Annotated in this window: 15 protein-coding genes and 1 pseudogene; 10 read left to right on the top strand and 6 right to left on the bottom strand. The window is 70.9% G+C overall.

What is annotated here, in order from left to right:
- Window positions 1–91: 91 nt before the first annotated feature.
- Complete coding sequence (locus ACFQ4H_RS13540; RefSeq protein ID WP_377570673.1) at window positions 92–775, top strand: S1 family peptidase; 684 nt, start codon at window positions 92–94, stop codon at window positions 773–775.
- Between the two features lie 40 nt (window positions 776–815).
- Window positions 816–1,362: pseudogene (locus ACFQ4H_RS13535) on the top strand (YbjQ family protein); the annotation flags it as partial.
- Between the two features lie 64 nt (window positions 1,363–1,426).
- On the opposite strand, the gene purB reads toward ACFQ4H_RS13535, so the two are convergent.
- A complete protein-coding gene (gene purB / locus ACFQ4H_RS13530) occupies window positions 1,427–2,851 on the bottom strand; it encodes an adenylosuccinate lyase (protein ID WP_377570671.1) in 1,425 nt (474 codons plus the stop codon).
- A 47-nt stretch (window positions 2,852–2,898) separates the two neighbouring features.
- Window positions 2,899–3,288, bottom strand: a complete 390-nt coding sequence (gene yidD, locus ACFQ4H_RS13525; protein ID WP_377570758.1) for a membrane protein insertion efficiency factor YidD — start codon at window positions 3,286–3,288, stop codon at window positions 2,899–2,901.
- A 92-nt stretch (window positions 3,289–3,380) separates the two neighbouring features.
- On the opposite strand from yidD, the gene ACFQ4H_RS13520 reads away from it, so the two are divergent.
- Window positions 3,381–3,941 carry a hypothetical protein gene (locus ACFQ4H_RS13520; RefSeq protein ID WP_377570668.1) on the top strand — a complete coding sequence of 187 codons (561 nt, stop codon included), beginning with the start codon at window positions 3,381–3,383 and terminating at the stop codon, window positions 3,939–3,941.
- 105 nt (window positions 3,942–4,046) lie between these two features.
- Here ACFQ4H_RS13520 and ACFQ4H_RS13515 read toward each other — a convergent pair whose 3' ends face one another.
- From ACFQ4H_RS13515 to ACFQ4H_RS13500, 4 genes are all read right to left on the bottom strand, one after another.
- Window positions 4,047–5,810 carry an ABC transporter permease family protein gene (locus ACFQ4H_RS13515; protein WP_377570665.1) on the bottom strand — a complete coding sequence of 588 codons (1,764 nt, stop codon included), beginning with the start codon at window positions 5,808–5,810 and terminating at the stop codon, window positions 4,047–4,049.
- Between the two features lie 80 nt (window positions 5,811–5,890).
- A complete protein-coding gene (locus tag ACFQ4H_RS13510) occupies window positions 5,891–7,147 on the bottom strand; it encodes an MFS transporter (RefSeq protein ID WP_377570662.1) in 1,257 nt (418 codons plus the stop codon).
- Window positions 7,148–7,157: 10 nt separating this feature from the next.
- Window positions 7,158–7,709, bottom strand: coding sequence for an ArsR/SmtB family transcription factor (locus tag ACFQ4H_RS13505; protein WP_377570660.1), 552 nt, complete (start codon window positions 7,707–7,709; stop codon window positions 7,158–7,160).
- Between the two features lie 69 nt (window positions 7,710–7,778).
- Window positions 7,779–9,071 (bottom strand): acetyl-CoA C-acetyltransferase, encoded by a 1,293-nt coding sequence (locus ACFQ4H_RS13500; protein ID WP_377570658.1) that lies wholly within the window; start codon window positions 9,069–9,071, stop codon window positions 7,779–7,781.
- 56 nt (window positions 9,072–9,127) lie between these two features.
- Between ACFQ4H_RS13500 and ACFQ4H_RS13495 the strand changes: the two genes are divergently transcribed.
- The 7 genes from ACFQ4H_RS13495 (at window position 9,128) to ACFQ4H_RS13465 (ending at window position 16,236) form a co-directional block, all read left to right on the top strand.
- Window positions 9,128–10,618 (top strand): 3-oxoacyl-ACP reductase, encoded by a 1,491-nt coding sequence (locus ACFQ4H_RS13495; RefSeq protein ID WP_377570656.1) that lies wholly within the window; start codon window positions 9,128–9,130, stop codon window positions 10,616–10,618.
- Entirely contained in the window at window positions 10,619–11,494 is an 876-nt protein-coding gene (locus ACFQ4H_RS13490) for a MaoC/PaaZ C-terminal domain-containing protein (protein ID WP_377570654.1), read from the top strand. It abuts the gene before it with no gap.
- 45 nt (window positions 11,495–11,539) lie between these two features.
- Window positions 11,540–12,094 (top strand): hypothetical protein, encoded by a 555-nt coding sequence (locus ACFQ4H_RS13485; protein WP_377570652.1) that lies wholly within the window; start codon window positions 11,540–11,542, stop codon window positions 12,092–12,094.
- A gap of 84 nt (window positions 12,095–12,178) precedes the next feature.
- Window positions 12,179–12,931 carry an NUDIX hydrolase gene (locus ACFQ4H_RS13480; protein WP_377570650.1) on the top strand — a complete coding sequence of 251 codons (753 nt, stop codon included), beginning with the start codon at window positions 12,179–12,181 and terminating at the stop codon, window positions 12,929–12,931.
- Window positions 12,928–13,917 (top strand): serine/threonine protein kinase, encoded by a 990-nt coding sequence (locus ACFQ4H_RS13475; protein WP_377570648.1) that lies wholly within the window; start codon window positions 12,928–12,930, stop codon window positions 13,915–13,917. Before ACFQ4H_RS13480 ends, ACFQ4H_RS13475 begins: the two co-directional genes overlap by 4 nt.
- Before the next feature lie 49 nt (window positions 13,918–13,966).
- Complete coding sequence (locus tag ACFQ4H_RS13470; protein WP_377570646.1) at window positions 13,967–14,929, top strand: hypothetical protein; 963 nt, start codon at window positions 13,967–13,969, stop codon at window positions 14,927–14,929.
- A complete protein-coding gene (locus ACFQ4H_RS13465; RefSeq protein ID WP_377570644.1) occupies window positions 14,926–16,236 on the top strand; it encodes an adenylosuccinate synthetase in 1,311 nt (436 codons plus the stop codon). Before ACFQ4H_RS13470 ends, ACFQ4H_RS13465 begins: the two co-directional genes overlap by 4 nt.
- Window positions 16,237–16,401 lie beyond the last annotated feature (165 nt).

The following is a 16,401-nucleotide window of genomic DNA, read 5'->3' as shown; positions in this document are numbered from 1 at the left end:
TTGCGTCAACCCGTACGGCGGACAAGTCACCGCCTGCGGCGGCTCACCGACCCGGAGACCCCGGGTGCCACCCCTCGGAAGGAGCCCATCCATGCGCTTGCGCTTCGTCACGGCAGTGTTCGCCACCGCCCTCGCCGGCGTGCTGGCCGCCCCCGCCACCGCCTCGGCCGCCCCCGCCGGCCCGCAGCCGATCATCGGCGGCGGCACGGTTTCCTCGGCCCCCTGGGCCGCTGCCGTCTTCAGCAACGGCTCGTTCACCTGCTCCGGCACGATCATCTCGTCCCGCTGGGTGCTCACCGCACGGCACTGCGTCAGCGGAACCATGTCGGTACGCGTCGGCAGCGTCTACCGGGCCTCCGGCGGCGTGACCCGCAACGTCGTCTCGTCGTCGTCCCGCTACGACCTGGCCCTGCTCCAACTCGACAGCGCGGTCAGCACCACCTACGTGACGCTGGCCAGCGCCAACCCGCCAATCGGCTCCACCAACTCGATCTACGGCTGGGGCATGACCTGCTACAGCGGCTGCTCCGCGTCGTCCCAGCTCAAGACCGCCAGCGTACGGGTCACCAGCACCAGCGCGACCGACGCGTACGGCGGGCCGGCCATCCGCAGCAGCCGGATCAACGGAAACGCGTGGCGGGGCGACTCGGGTGGGCCCGAGTTCTACAACGGTGCGCAGGTTGGGGTGGCTTCGACCGCTGACGGCCAGAGCATCCAGAACTATGGCAGTGTCGCCGCCAGCCGGGCCTGGATCACCTCGGTGTCCGGCGTATAGCCACTCGTGATCGTCGCGGCGCGGACGTCCCCGGAACCCCCCGGGCGTCCGCGCCGCGCCGTTTCGCAGAACACGCCGACGCGAGCAGACCTCACAAATGGGCCACCAGTTTCTCTGACAACATCGACAACGTGCTGGTCGTGACGATGGACCATCTACCTGGCTACGAGATCCGCCAGATCCTTGGCGAAGTAGTGTCATCGATGGCTCGGACGCGTAACCCGTACCGGGAAGGCGTCAAGAACCTACGCGGTGGCGCGTACGACCCGAAGGCGCCGGAGAACCTGACCCGATGGCGTACCGACTCGGTGGTCAAACTCGGTGAGGAAGCCCGCCGCCTCGGTGCCAACGCGGTGATCGGGATGCGCTTCGACCACCGCGAGGTCGGCGAGATGTGGATGGAGCTGTGCGCGTACGGCACCGCCGTGATCGCGTACCCGGTGGCGGACGTACCGCCCCCGGACCAGCCGCTGGCGGCCACCGACACCGCTCAACCGGCCAGCAGCTCCAGCCTGGGCGCCATCTCGGAGCCGGCCAGCGCCCCCGACCTGGGCAGCGCGGCCACCACTCCAACGCCCCGCAGCTGACGACCGCACCGCGCAGCCGACTCCCACGCCCCGCAGCTGGCGGCCACCCGGTGGGCGGCCCCGGTCAGAGGATCGGGGCGGGTTGGTAGGCGGCTGCCTCCGGGTGCGCCGCGACCACGTTGGCGACCCGCCCGGCGACCGCCCGTACCTGCGCCGGAGCCGCGCCGACGAAGTCGGCCCGGTCGGCCACCAGTTTGTCGATCTCGGTACGGGTCAGGCCCAGCCGTTCGTCGGCGGCCAGCCGGTCGAACAGGTCGTTCTCGGTCGCCCCCTGCTCCCGCATGGCCAGCGCCACGCCGACCGCGTGCTCCTTGATCGCCTCGTGGGCGACCTCCCGGCCGACGCCCCGACGTACCGCCGCGACCAGGATCTTCGTGGTCGCCAGGAACGGCAGGAACCGGTCCAACTCGCGGTTGATCACCGCCGGGTACGCGCCGAACTCGTCGAGCACGGTGAGGAACGTCTGGAACAGCCCGTCGGCGGCGAAGAAGGCGTCCGGTAGCGCCACCCGGCGGACCACCGAGCAGGAGACGTCGCCCTCGTTCCACTGGTCACCGGCCAGCTCGCCGATCATCGACAGGTAACCCCGGATGATCACCGCGAAGCCGTTGACCCGCTCGCTGGACCGGGTGTTCATCTTGTGCGGCATGGCGCTGGAGCCGACCTGCCCCGGCTTGAAGCCCTCGGTGGCCAGCTCCTGGCCAACCATCAGCCGGATGGTCGTCGCCAGCGACGACGGGGCGGCGGCCGTCTGCGCCAACGCGGACACCACGTCGAAATCGATCGAACGCGGGTAGACCTGGCCGACGCTGTCCAGCACCCGGGAGAAGCCGAGGTGGGTGGCGACCCGGCGCTCAAGCTCGGCGACCTTCTCCGGGTCGCCGTCGAAGAGGTCGAGCTGGTCGGCGGCGGTGCCGACCGGCCCCTTGATGCCACGCAACGGGTACCGGTCGATCAGGTCGTCCAGCCGCTCGTACGCGATCAGCAGTTCCTCGGCCGCCGACGCGAACCGCTTGCCCAGCGTGGTGGCCTGCGCCGCGACGTTGTGCGACCGGCCGGTCAGCACCAGGTCGGAGTGCTCCACGGCCAGGCGGGCCAGCCGGGCCAGGGTGGCGACCACCCGGTCCCGGATCAGCTCCAGCGAGCGGCGTACCTGTAGCTGCTCGACGTTCTCGGTGAGGTCCCGCGAGGTCATGCCCTTGTGGATGTGCTCGTGCCCGGCCAGCGCGCTGAACTCCTCGATCCGCGCCTTCACGTCGTGCCGGGTGACCCGCTCCCGGGCCGCGATCGAGGCTAGGTCGACCTGGTCGAGCACCCGCTCGTACGCCTCGACCACCCCGTCGGGCAGCGCGATGCCGAGATCCCGCTGCGCCCGGAGTACGGCCAGCCAGAGCCGCCGTTCCATCCGGATCTTCTCCTCCGGCGACCAGAGGGCGGCCAGTTCTGCCGAGGCGTACCGGTTGGCAAGGACGTTCGGGATACTCGTCACGCACCGAATTCTTCCCCACCGGGATTCCCCACTGCCGTTCGGGCCGCCTATGGCAGCGGGTCGTGGGTGCCCCGGGGCACCTCGGGACGGCAGCGGCGGACCCGGTCGGCGGCCAACCGTCCGCCCCTGGCCAGCCCGTACCGCTCGACCGCCGCCAGGCCGTACGCGCTACAGGTCGGGGTGAACCGGCAGGTTCCCGGCCAGCGGTGGGACAGCCACCGTCGGTAACCGAGGATCGCGGCCCGGCCGGCCCGGTCGGCCAGCGGCACCGGGGCCACCCGGGCGGTGACCGATCCCACGGTCAGCAGTGCGGCGAAGAGCCCGAGATTGCAGTCGCCGCAGCCGGGATCGCAGAAGTCGCAGTAGTCGCAGGCATCGCTCTTCTTCGTCTTCTTCTTCCTACGGCGATCCCGATCCCTCTTGAACACGGGCCCCATCATGTGGCATGGGCGCTACCTCCCGACAGCGAGGAGCGCGTCAGGTCCGGCACCAGGACCGGCTGCCTTCCACCCACGCGAGAGGAAGCACCATGCGGATCAGATCGACCATCTCGGCGGTGTCCACCGCCGCGCTGACAATCACACTGGCTGTGGTTGGCGGTGGCCTACCAGCTTCGGCAACCGAGACGGCGTTGGGCCGCTGCCGACGTAGCTTCGCCCCACAGTTCACCGACCAGGCACCGTGGTTCGCGCCGGGCAACCTGCACACGCCGTGGGCGGCACCGGCCGGTCTGGAGACCGAGGACGCCCTGCGGATCACCGCCGCCGGCACCGTCCGGATCGACTACTGGGGTACGACCAAGAACATCGCGGGTGAGCTACCGGTGGCGGGCAGCGGCTGGCCCGCTCCCGGCGAGCCCCGGTACATGCTGATCGCCAAGGTCACCGCAGGATCGGTGTGGCTGCACGCCAACGGCCGCTCCTACGGTGCCGGTGCCTGGTTCCCGGTCGGCACCGACAGCGGTTGCATGTCCTATTCCAGTGCCGGCCCGAGTTCGCAGTTGGTCTTCTCCTACAACGACCCGAACCTCGGGGACAACGCCGGTGGCGCGGCCATCAACGTCAAACAGTGGTGGGGCATCACCGAATAGCGGCGTCGCCGCAGCCTCGCCGTTGGCGTCGTCGATCCTTCTACGTCTCGGCCTCGTTCCGCTGACTACTTGGCCTCGTTCCGGTTACCGCTTGGCCTTGTTCCCTTACGCCCGCTGCTCGGACCGGCCGGCCCGGATGGCCAGCCGGTCCAGGTAGAAGACCTGGAGTGCCGCGAAGGCGGCCAACAGCAACAGCACCATCGGAATCGGCAGGGCCAGGCCGATCGCCTCGGATGCCGCGCCACCACGGAACGCACTCGTACCACCGGTGAGGAGAAGCACGACCGGTGCCGGCAGCATTTCTGCCGCCTGGGCGACGGCGTACGGCCAGATCAGGTCCTGCGCGGCCAGCAACCAGGTCAGCAGCCCGGCCAGCCCCAGCATCGGCAGCGCGGGCAGCAGCATGCTCGACACGAAGCCGCTGCCGGCCCGCCAACGGGCCTGCTGCCCCCGGAACAGCAGGGTGAACGCCACCAGGGCGGGAATGGACACCCAGCTTGGCGGGATCAGCCCGATGAACGTGTTGATCTGGTCGAGATCGCGGGCCCGGAGGTAGTTGGCGATGAGCAGCGGACCGCTGCCGACGAAGAACCAGGGGGCGAACAACAGCAGCAGCGCCTCGCTGAAGCGGCCCAGCGGGCGCAGACCGCCGATCGCGAAGCCGCCGAGGGCGGCGATGCCCACCGAGACCACCGCCGAGATCAGCGTCGGCCCCCAGGTGTTGACCAGCACCGATCCGGTCGAGAACCGGTCGGGCAGGGGCGCGGTGTCACCGAAGAAACTTCGCAACCACGGCCACAGTGCGTAGCCCACGACAGCGAGGAAGACCACCAGCCCGAGGGCCAGCAGGACCAGGGCGACCGGGTTGGACCGGCGTCCCACCGCCACCATCCCGGTCGGCTGCGCCACCGGTACCCCGGCCGGCTGCGAAGCTGTTTCGGCCGGCTGCACGGCCGCCGCCTCGGTCGACGGTGCCGGGCGATCCCGCCACCCGTCGAACTCGATCCGGGTACGGGTGAGGATCAGCAGTCCGACGGCGACCAGACCGAGTAGCGCCAGCAGCACGAGGAGCACGGTGGATCCCGCTGCGGCCAGTCCGATGTTGAGCATCCGGAAGCCGTGCTGCATGACGAGGAAGGTGGGCGTGGCAAGCTCACGCTCGGTGCCCGCACCGGTGATGGTGAACTGCAACGTGGAGGACTGCAGCGCAGCGGCGACGACCCCGAGGCCGAGGGTGGCGCCAACCGCCAGCAGCGCCAGCCCGCGCCCACCGCCACCCGCCGGACGACGCCGTACCGCACTCAGGAACAGGGTGCCGGCGACCGCGACCACCAGGCCGAAGCTCATCGCGGCGGCCATGCTGAGCGTGCTGGCGTACGGGCTTTCCATCCACGCGCCAGGCTCGAGCCGGTACGCCCGCCACGCAGTGGCGAGTGCGGTGGGTGCGTAGCAGGCCAGCGGGGCGGCCAGCAGCCCCCGGGTGACCAGTCGGCCGACGCGGCCGGCACGATCGGCAACGAAGGCCAGTAGCGGCGCGACGACCAACACCACCAGCAGCGGTACGAGGCCGAGCAGCAGGCCGAACCCGAACGAGCCAAGACCGATCTCGGCGAACTGCTCGTAGTTCGCCGTACCTACGGATTTCGGCGGCCCGATCAGGTTGTCCTTCTGGAAGCTCTTGAGCAGGGTCGACACGGACGGGATCACGTACGACCAGAGCAGGGCGATCAGGGCGGGGGCCAGCAGCGCCAGGCCGAGTCCGATCTGCGCGCCCCGTCCGAGACCGGGGCGGGGCACGGCCGACGGTCGCTCCATGGTGGACGGCGGGATGAACGCCGGCTCGGGCTGGGGCAGTGGCGTGGTGGTCACCTGACGAGGGTAGTAAATCCCTGCTCGCAGCGCCTGCCCACCAACCGCCCTGTGACCAACCCTTGACACGGCCGGGCTGATCAGGCGGCTCCCGCTACTGCCGGCACCTGATCGGTCACGCTGGGCCGGGCGACATTCTCCAGCCGACGTACGCCCGGGCTGGCCACCATGCCGAGCACCGCCAGTACCACGAGACCAGCGGCGGCCAACAGGGTCGGTCCGGTGCCGATCGCCAACGCCACCGGGCCGACGGCGATCTGCCCGATCGGAATGGCCAGGAACGAACCGAGTGCGTCGTACGAGTAGACCCGGGCCAGCCGGTCAGCCGGGATGTGCTGCTGCATCGAGGTCTCCCAGGCGACACTGAACTGCTCCATGGTCAGGCCGGCGACGAATCCGACGACCAGGAGTACGGCCAGCCGGGGGGTCCAGGCCAGCGCCACCAGCACCGGCGCCTGGGCAATCATGCAGACCACCCCCAGCAGAAGCAGTCGGCGGGCCCGGATCCGCAACGCCACCAGTGCCCCGACGACCATGCCCGCGGTCTGGACGGCCAACACGATGCCCCAGGACCGTCGGCCGATCGTGTCGTCCGCGACGGCCGGACCGAGGACGTTGACCCCGCTGGTCAACGCCGCGTTGATCAGCATGAAGCCGAGCACCACGCTCCAGAGCCAGGAGTGCGAGGCGAACTCGGTCCAGCCCTCGCGCAACTGGGTCCAGGTGCTGGGCCGGGACGTCGACCGGTCCCGGACACCGGTGACACGGATCCGGGCGAAGGTCAGCCCGGCCAGGGCGAAGGTGGCCGCGTCGACGGCCAGCCCCCAGCCGGGGCCGACAGCGGCGATCAGGATGCCACCCAGCGACGCACCACCGATCATGGCCGCGTTGACGCCGAGCCGGTTGAGGGCGTTGGCCGGCTGCAACAGGTCTGCCGGCACGGTCTGGGGCATCAGTGCGGCAGCGGCCGGGAACGCGAACGCGGTGACCACCCCGTTGACCGCACCGAGCGCGATCAGCAGTGGGATCGTCGCGGTGTCGGTCAGCACCAACGTGGCGACCGCCGCCTGGGTGGCCCCGGCCAGTGTGCAGGCCACCACCATCACCGCCTGCCGGGGCAGCCGGTCGGCCAGTACCCCGCCGAAGAGCAGGAACAGCACGTTGGTCAACGACCGGGCACCGACGACCAGCCCGAGATCGCGTACGGAGCCGGTCAGGTCGAGTACGGCGAAGGCCAGGGCGATCGGTGCGATCGCGTTGCCGAGCATCGTGGTGAACCGGCCGGCAGCCAGGTAGCGGAAGGCGCTGTGTCGCAGGGGCGCCAACGTGGATGTCATGGTGCCCACCTCAGTCCTCCATCTGGAACAACGCGACGGTGGCGCTCACCCGGACCGCTCCGGGGGCGCGGGGCGGTTGTGCCGCCCGGTGCAACGTCTCGGCGGCGTTGGCGATCTGTTCCCGTACGGCCTGCCAGGTCTCCGGGTCGATCCAGAATTCGGCGTCGGTGAGGAAGTTGTTCGACGAACGGCGGGCCTGCTGGCTGCGACGGCGCAGTTCCGTGGCGAGCGTCGCGTAGAGCAGGCGATGGTCGCGGGTCGGTTCGGCACCATCCGGCGACGGCCGGCGTCGGTCGAAGTCGCGCGTCGCGTCGTACCGGTAGCGTTTCGCGACCCCGCCCCGGATGCGCTCCTCGCCAGCGATCTGGATGACGCCGGCGTCGAGCAGGTGGCGCAGGTGGTAGCTGGCGTTGGCGTGGGTGAGGTCCAACTCCCGGGCGACCTCGGCGGCGGTCATCTCCGTCGCGGTGAGCAGGGAGAGGATCCGCAGCCGGACAGGATGGGCCAGTGCCCGCAACTCGACGGTCGGATCACGCTCTGCCGACCCATCTCCCAAAGACATGTTGGGGAGTCTAGGAAGCCCGACCGGCGACCGTCAAACAGTTGTTGGACAGTCGGGCCACCGCGCGGGTCAGCGTTCCAGGATCGCCACCACGCCCTGGCCACCGGCGGCACAGATGGAGATCAGTCCGCGACCCGAGCCCCGCTCGGCCAGCAGCTTGGCCAGGGTGGCGACCAGCCGCCCGCCGGTTGCCGCGAACGGGTGCCCGGCGGCCAGGGAGGAGCCGTTGACGTTGAGCCGGCTCCGGTCGATCGGTCCGAGCGGCGCGGCCAGCCCCAGCCGGTTCTCGCAGAACTCGGGCGACTCCCAGGCGGCGAGGGTGGCCAGCACCTGCGACGCGAACGCCTCGTGGATCTCGTAGTAGTCGAAGTCGCTCAGCGCCAGCCCGGCCCGGGCCAGCATCCGGGGTACGGCGTACGCCGGGGCCATCAGCAACCCCTCGTCGCCGTGTACGAAGTCGACGGCAGCCACCTCGGAGAAGGTGACGTACGCCAGCACCGGCAAGTGGTGCTCGGCGGCCCACTCCTCGGAGGCCAGCAGGACGGTCGACGCGCCGTCGGTCAGCGGGGAGGAGTTGCCGGCGGTCATGGTGGCCAGGGCGGCGTCCGGCCCCCGGTTGCCGAAGACCGGCTTGAGGGCGGCCAGCCGTTCCAGGCTGGTGTCCGGCCGCAGGTTCTGGTCCCGGGTCAGCCCGAGGTACGGCGTCATCAGGTCGTCGAAGAAGCCGCGATCGTAGGCGGCGGCCAGCCGCTGGTGCGAGCGCAGCGCGAACTCGTCCTGCGCCTCACGGCTGATCCCCCACTGTCGGGCGGTGATCGCGGCATGTTCGCCCATGGACAGTCCGGTACGCGGCTCGGCGTTGCGCGGGGTCTCCGGCCGGAACGGGTGGGTGGGACGCAACCGGGTGGCGGCCCGGAGCCGGGCAGCGGCCGTACGGGAGTGGTTGATGTTCAGCAGGGCACGCCGGAAGTCCTCGTTGACCGCCAACGGGGCGTCCGATGTGGTGTCCACGCCACCGGCGATGCCGACCTCGATCTGCCCGAGGGCGATCTTGTTGGCCACCAGAATCACGGCTTCCAGCCCGGTGCCGCAGGCCTGCTGGATGTCGTACGCCGGGGTGTGCGGGTCGAGCCGCGATCCGAGCACCACCTCGCGGGTCAGGTTAAAGTCGCGGGAGTGTTTGAGCACTGCCCCGGCAACCACCTCACCGACCCGCTGATCGGCGAGGCCGAAGCGGGCCAACAGACCATCCAGCGCCGCGCCGAGCATGTCCTGGTTCGATGCGTTGGCGTAGCGTCCACCCGAGCGGGCGAACGGGATCCGGTTACCCCCGATGACCGCGACACGACGTACGGTTTGCACGGTTTCCCCTTCCCAACCCGGGTTGCCACTACCCTACTGACGAGTAGGCTACGCCCATGAGCGACAGGTACGCGACCTTTGCCCGCTCCGGATCAGGTCGTGCCTTGGTCAGACGCCTCGGCTTGCCCGACCCGCCCCGGCTGCGCCGATACCGCCCCGGCGACCCGCTGGTCCCCGGCCCGGTCCTGCTCGACGCCGCACCCAACGGACGGATGCGCGCACCGGTCGCCATTCTGCTCGGCGGTGCCGGCGTCGAGGTACGCGACCCGCTCATGGCGGTCGCGAATCCACTGACGACACCCACCGATCCGGCGGCACCGGCTTCACCCGATCCGGCGGCACCGACATCAGCCGAGTCGGAGGCCACGGCAGCGGCTGGTCCGGAAACCACGGTGGCCATCGCACCGGCCGAGCCCGGGACCGACCAGGTGCCGCGTAACGCGGCGCTCATCTTCGACGCGACCGGGATCATCGACTCGACCGGGCTGCGTCCGCTCTACGACTTCTTCCACGCCCACGCCCGTACCCTGCAACCGAGTGGCCGGGTGATCGTGCTCGGCAGCCCGCCCGAGGTGTGCGCGTCACCCCGGGAGGCCACCGCCCAGCGGGCGCTGGAGGGCCTGACCCGCAGCATCGGCAAGGAGTTCGGGCGCGGTACGACCGCCCAACTCGTCTACGTCACCCCGGGCGCGGAGTACGCGATCGAGTCGACGCTGCGCTTCCTGCTCTCCGGCCGGTCCGCCTACGTCTCCGGCCAGGTGATCCGGGTCGGCTGGCAGCCCGCCGACCAGCCGTACGTCGACTGGGACCGGCCACTGGCCGGCAGGATCGCGCTGGTCACCGGCGCGGCGCAGGGAATCGGCGCGGCCATCGCCCGGGTGCTGGCCCGCGACGGTGCGCACGTCGTCGCGCTGGACGTACCGCCCGTCGGCGACACGCTGGCCGAGGTCGCGAACTCCATCCGGGGTACGGCGCTACAGCTCGACCTGACCGCGGCCAACGCGCCGACCCGACTGGCGAACCACTTCGCCGGCCGACACGGACGGGTGGACATCGTCGTCCACAACGCCGGCATCACCCGGGACAAGACGATCGCCCGGATGGACCCGGCCTGGTGGGACTCGGTGCTGGAGGTCAACCTCTCCAGCCAGGAGCGGATCAACGACGTGCTGCTGGCCCGCGACCTGATCCCGACGGGCGGCCGGCTGATCGGGGTCTCCTCGATCGCGGGCATCGCCGGCAACCGGGGGCAGACCAACTACGCCACCTCCAAGGCCGGGGTGATCGGGCTGGTGCAGTCGATGGCCCCGGTGCTCGTCGGTCGGGGCATCACCATCAACGCGGTCGCGCCCGGATTCATCGAGACGGCGATGACCGCCCGGATGCCGGCGCTGCTGCGGCAGGCCGGGCGACGGATGAACAGCATGGCGCAGGGCGGGCGGCCGGTCGATGTGGCTGAGACCGTCGCCTGGTTCGCCTCGCCCGCGTCCGGGGGCGTGACCGGCAACGTCGTCCGCGTCTGCGGCCAGAGCCTCCTGGGGGCTTAGATGTCCACTGTCGAACTGACCAGAATGCCGGCAACCGGGCCGTTCCACCGTCGGGCGGCCGTCGGGCTGCTCCCCTGGCCGGGTCGGGCACCCCGGCCCGAAACCCTGCCCGACTCCGAACTCCTGCTCCGGAACGTCACCGTCGACCGGGACCGGTTGGCCGCGTACGACCGGGTGTGTGGTTTCCGGCTGACCGACACGCTGCCGGCCACGTACCTGCACGTGATGGCGTTTCCCCTCGCCCTGCAACTGATGTCCGCGCCGGACTTCCCCGTCCCGCTGGTCGGCCTGGTCCATGTGGCCAACCGGATCAGTCTGGACTGGCCGATCGACGCCGGACAACCCGTCGACCTGTCGGTACGCGCCGTCGACCTGCGCCCGCACGACCGGGGACAGCAGTTCGACGTCGTGGCCACGGCAGCGATCGACGGGGTGGTGGCCTGGCTGGGCGTGTCGACGTACCTGAGCCGGGAGCAGCGGACGACGGACGGCCAGCGGCCAGCGGCGGCGGACCGACCGGCACCGCCGGCGGCTACCGCCCGGTGGCAGGTGGATCGCCGGGTGGGTACGGACTACGCCCGGGTCTCCGGCGACCACAACCCGATCCACACCTCCCGGCTGGGAGCCCGGATGTTCGGTTTCCCGCGCCCGATCGCGCACGGCATGTGGAGCAAGGCCCGGTGCCTGGCGGCGTTCGCCGGCCGGCTGCCCGACGCGTACACGGTCGACGTGTCGTTCAAGACGCCGATCACGTTGCCCGGCACGGTCGCGTTCAGCACGACGGCCGACCGCGACTTCACCCTGTACGACGAGACCTCCGGCAAACCGCACCTGATCGGCTCGATCCGTCAGGACGACCTGCCAGTGACGGAGTGATCCGGCCCTCCATCGACACTTGCCTTCCTCTCCGACACTGGCGACATGGGAACGGAGAGCAGGACCCGGCTGGCCGTGCTGACCGCCGGTGCCCTGATCGTCGCGGCCTTCGGAATGTGGCAGGGCTGGCGGAGCGGCACCGTCGACCCGGATGCGCCGCCCTCGGTCTGCTCACGCATGCGGTCCGAGGTGTTCGACATCCTCGTGCCGGGGCACGGGCCCCTGGCGGCTGGCGAGCAGAGTCGGCCGGCGAGGCGCTCGAACCACTGCCTCGCTGAGGATGCGTTTCCCCAGGCTGGCACCGGTGCCAGCCTGGGGGTTGCATTGACACACTTCGGACGGTATGAGGTCCGCGGTCCGCACTGTCTGGATCGGGATGGGCTGCTGATCATCTTGAACCGGGTCGCCCATACCGTCGACCTCGGCGACCTGACCGTCTACTACCTCTCCGGGGCGATCCTCATCGCCGCCGGCACCCTCGGCTGGTACGCCGGCCGGATGCTGGCAGCCCCGGTCGTCCGGTGGCAGATCACCGTCATCGACGAGGCGGGTGATCGGCCACCCCTGCCGCAGCTTCCGAGGTCTCCGTTCACGAGGTAGTCGACCGTACCGGGGACTGGTGGCCGAAACGATCACCAGTTATTCTCTTCTTGAGATTTTCTCAGAACGAGGAGAACTGGCGCTGTGACCGAAGAGGACTTCCTCGCCGCGTACGACCCACAGGCGTTTCCCCCGGTCGCGGTGACCGCCGACGTGGTCGCGCTGACCATCCGTGACGACGCGCTGCACCTGCTACTGATCCGTCGCGCCGAACCGCCGTACTCGGGTTTCTGGGCGCTGCCCGGCGGCTTCGTACGGCCGGACGAGGACCTGGCCGCCTGCGCACGGCGCGAGTTGGCCGAGGAGACCGGGCTCGGCGGCGAGCGGCTGCGACGCGTACACCTGGAGCAGTTGGCCAGTTACAGCGCACCTGACCGCGACCCACGGATGCGGGTGGTGTCGGTCGCCCATCTCGCGTTCGCACCCGACCTGCCCGATCCCGCCGCCGGCACCGACGCCGAGGACGCGGCCTGGCTACCCGTGGCCGACCTGCCCACCCGGCAACTCGCCTTCGACCATGAGCGAATCGTCGCCGACGGCCTGGAGCGGGCCCGGTCCAAGCTGGAGTACACCCCGTTGGCCACCCGTTTCCTCGGTGACGAGTTCACCATCGGTGAGCTGCGGGCCGTCTACGAGACGGTGTGGGGGCATGCGCTGCACGCCGGCAACTTCCACCGGAAGGTGCTCTCGGTGCCCGGCTTCGTGGAGAGCACCGGCGTGACCACCGAACGCGGTGGGGCGCGCGGCGGCCCCCGGGCCCGGCTCTACCGGGCCGGCGACGCCCGACTCCTGCATCCGGCGCTGCTGCGCCCGGCGCGGGAGGAGACGATCCGGTGAACCTCGTCGAGGCGCTACGCCACGTCACGACGGCCCGCACCGACGAGGAACTGTTCGGCGGCGTCGCGCCGGACCGCCAGTACCGCCGGCTGGTCACCGCCCTGCACCCGGATCGGCTCGGCACCGCCACCGCAGCCGACCGGGCCGCCGCCACCGAAGCGTTCATCCGGGTCACCACCCGCTGGCGGGCCCGGCACGCGGTCACCATCGTCGGGACGTACCGCCTCGGTGCCGTCGTACACGTCGGCGACCTGACCGACCTGTACGACGTCGGGTCGGGCCGCTGGCTCAAACTCCCCCGCGACCCGACCAACAACGACCTGATGGAACGCGAGGCCACCGCCCTGCGCACGCTGGCCGAGCGGGGCGACCCCCGCTATCTGCCGTACGTGCCCCGGCTGGTCGAGACGTTCCGGCACCGGGACCCGGCGACCGCCGCCCGACGCGTGATCAACGTGGTCGCCACCGCGCCCGACCTGCACAGCCTCGCCGAGGTCCACCGGGCCTACCCGAACGGACTCGACCCCCGGGACGCGGCCTGGATGTGGCGGCGGCTGCTGGTCGCGCTCGGTCTCGCTCACCGGGCCGGCGTGGTGCACGGCGCGGTGCTGCCCGACCACGTACTCATCGAGCCCACCGAGCACGGTGTGGTGCTCGTCGACTGGTGCTACTCGGTGATCGGCGAGGACACCGTCCCGGCGCTGGTACCGGCGTACGCCGACTGGTACCCGCCCGAGGTGCCGGCGCGACACCGGCCCGGTCCGGGCACCGACATCGCCATGGCGACGCGCTGCATGACGTACCTGATGGGCGACCGCATCCCTCGGGCGCTGCGGGCCTTCGCCGACGGCTGCACCCAACGGGCGCTGCGCGCCCGACCCGACGACGCCTGGCGGCTGCTCGGCGAGCTGGACGACGTGCTCGAGCGCCTGTACGGACCGCGCGTCTTCCGTCCCTTCTCCCTGACCACCGACTCGTCCCACTGACTTCGAGTCCGCTGGATTCGATCCTTCCCAACCCGACCTGGAGGCTGACATGGGTAGTGGAACCTGGTCCACCGACGTGTACGACGCGGCCGACCGCTATCGGCGGTCGACCGGCACCAGCGCCTTCGCCTACAGCGACAGCGGGGCGCGTACGGTCCACCCGGCGCTCGACCCGTCCGGCGCGGCACGGGAGAGCCGTGACTCGGCCGAACACCCCGAGTCGTTGGCGATCGCCGTCCTCTTCGACGTCACCGGCTCGATGCGTCGCATACCCCGGGTGCTCCAGACCAAGCTCCCGCAACTGCTCGGCCTGCTGCAACGCAAGGGGTACGCCCGCGATCCGCAGATCATGTTCGGCGCGATCGGCGACGCCACCTGCGACCGGGTACCGCTCCAGGTCGGGCAGTTCGAGTCCGACAACCGGATGGACGACGACCTCGGCCGGATCGTGCTGGAGGGCGGCGGCGGCGGGCAGATGACCGAGTCGTACGAGCTGGCCCTGTACTTCATGGCCCGGCACACCTCGATCGACTGTTTCGAGCGGCGGGGACACCGCGGCTACCTGTTCATCATCGGCGACGAACTGGCCTACCCGGAGGTCAAGCCGCGCGAGGTGAGCAGGCTGATCGGCGACGAGTTGACCGAGGCCGTTCCGCTGGCCCACCTGATCCACGAGGTGACCCGTAGGTACGACACCTACTACCTGCTGCCGGCCGGAACCGGGTACGCCGGGGACGCGCGGGTGCTGGACTTCTGGCGGGACCTGCTCGGTCAGAACGTCCTCGAACTGGACGACCTGAACGCGGTCTGCGAGACGATCGCGCTCACCATCGGCCTCGCCGAGGGTGCCGTCGACCTCGACACCGGCCTGCACGACCTCGACGAGGCGGGCTCGGCCACCACCAGGACGGTGTCGAAGGCACTCGCCCGGGTGGGTACCAACCGGCGGGCGACCACGGTGTCACCGCTGCCCGCCGTCCGGGCCGACGCGGATCGGATCACCCGGCTGTGAGCCATGTGATCGTGGTCGACCTCGGGTACGGGGACGCCGGCAAGGGCACCGTCGTGGACTGGCTGTGTGCGACACGGCCGGTCCACGCGGTGGTCCGCTTCAACGGGGGCGGGCAGGCGGCGCACAACGTCGTCCTGCCCGACGGCCGCTGGCACACCTTCGCGCAGTTCGGAGCGGGCACGTTCCGACCCGGTGTGCGAACCCACCTGTCCCGGTTCATGGTGGTCGACCCGCTGGCGCTGGCCGTCGAGGCCGACCACCTCGCCGCCGTCGGGGTGCCGGACGCGCTCGACCGGCTCACCGTGGACGGGGCGGCGCTGCTGACCACGCCGTACCACCGGGCCGCGAACCGGGCCCGCGAGGTCGCCCGGGGAGCCGACCGGCACGGCTCCTGCGGCATGGGGGTGGGCGAGACGATGGCGTACGACCTCGCGTACCCCGGCGAGGCACCCCGGGTGGGCGACTGCGTCACGCCTGCCGTGCTGCGCCAGCGGCTGGCCGCGCTGCGTGACCGGCTCACCGCCGAACTCGGCCCGCTGGACGCCCCACCGGTGGACGACTGTGTCACCGCCTTCACCGCCTTCGCCGAGCGCGTGTCCATAGTGGATGGCAATCACCTGACGACGCTGCTGCGGTCCGGGACCTGTGTCTTCGAGGGCGCCCAGGGCGTGCTGCTGGACGAGTGGCACGGCTTCCACCCGTACACCACGTGGAGCACGACGACGTTCACCAACGCCGAGCGGCTGCTGGCGGAGGCCGGCATGTCGGGTACGGCGACCCGACTCGGCGTGCTGCGTACCGCCACCACCCGGCACGGTCCCGGGCCACTGGTGACCGAGGACCCGACCCTGCCGTTCGCCGACCCGCGCAACCCGACCAACCCGTGGCAGGGCCGGTTCCGGTTCGGGCACTTCGACGCGGTGGCCCACCGGTACGCGCTGGAGGTGGCCGGCGGTGTGGACGGACTGGCGCTGACGCACCTGGACCTGGCCGGTCCGCAGCTACGGATCTGTCGCCGCTACGACTGGACGGACCGGCTCGCACCGGGTCCGGTCGGGGACCTGGACCGGCAGGCCGCGCTGACCGGTCGACTGCTGCGCTCCCGACCCGGGTACGACGAACCACCCCGCGACTGGGTCGCCACGGTCGAGGACGAGCTGGCCTGCCCGGTGGTGCTCACCTCCCACGGCCCCACGGCCGAGGACAAGTCGGTGAGAGGGCCACTGCTGGACCCGGCCCCGGCCGACTCGCCGGTGCCGGTCGGGACGGTGCCGCTCGGGACGGTGCCGGTCAGCCAGTCCCGGTGAAGTCGACGGGCCGGCAGGGCCGGGATCGCACCAGGCGGCACGTCACCGCCAGCACGCTGCCGAGACGTCGCCACGCAAGGCAGATCGGCCGACCAGACCGATCAGGAATCGAGAAGCACCGGTCATCGGACCGCAGCTAGCGTGACCGTCATCGACATCCCACCC

Source organism: Micromonospora sonneratiae, from assembly GCF_042679305.1.
GTDB classification, from domain to species: Bacteria; Actinomycetota; Actinomycetes; order Mycobacteriales; family Micromonosporaceae; genus Micromonospora_H; species Micromonospora_H sonneratiae.
This window is presented reverse-complemented; position numbering and strand designations above follow the sequence as displayed.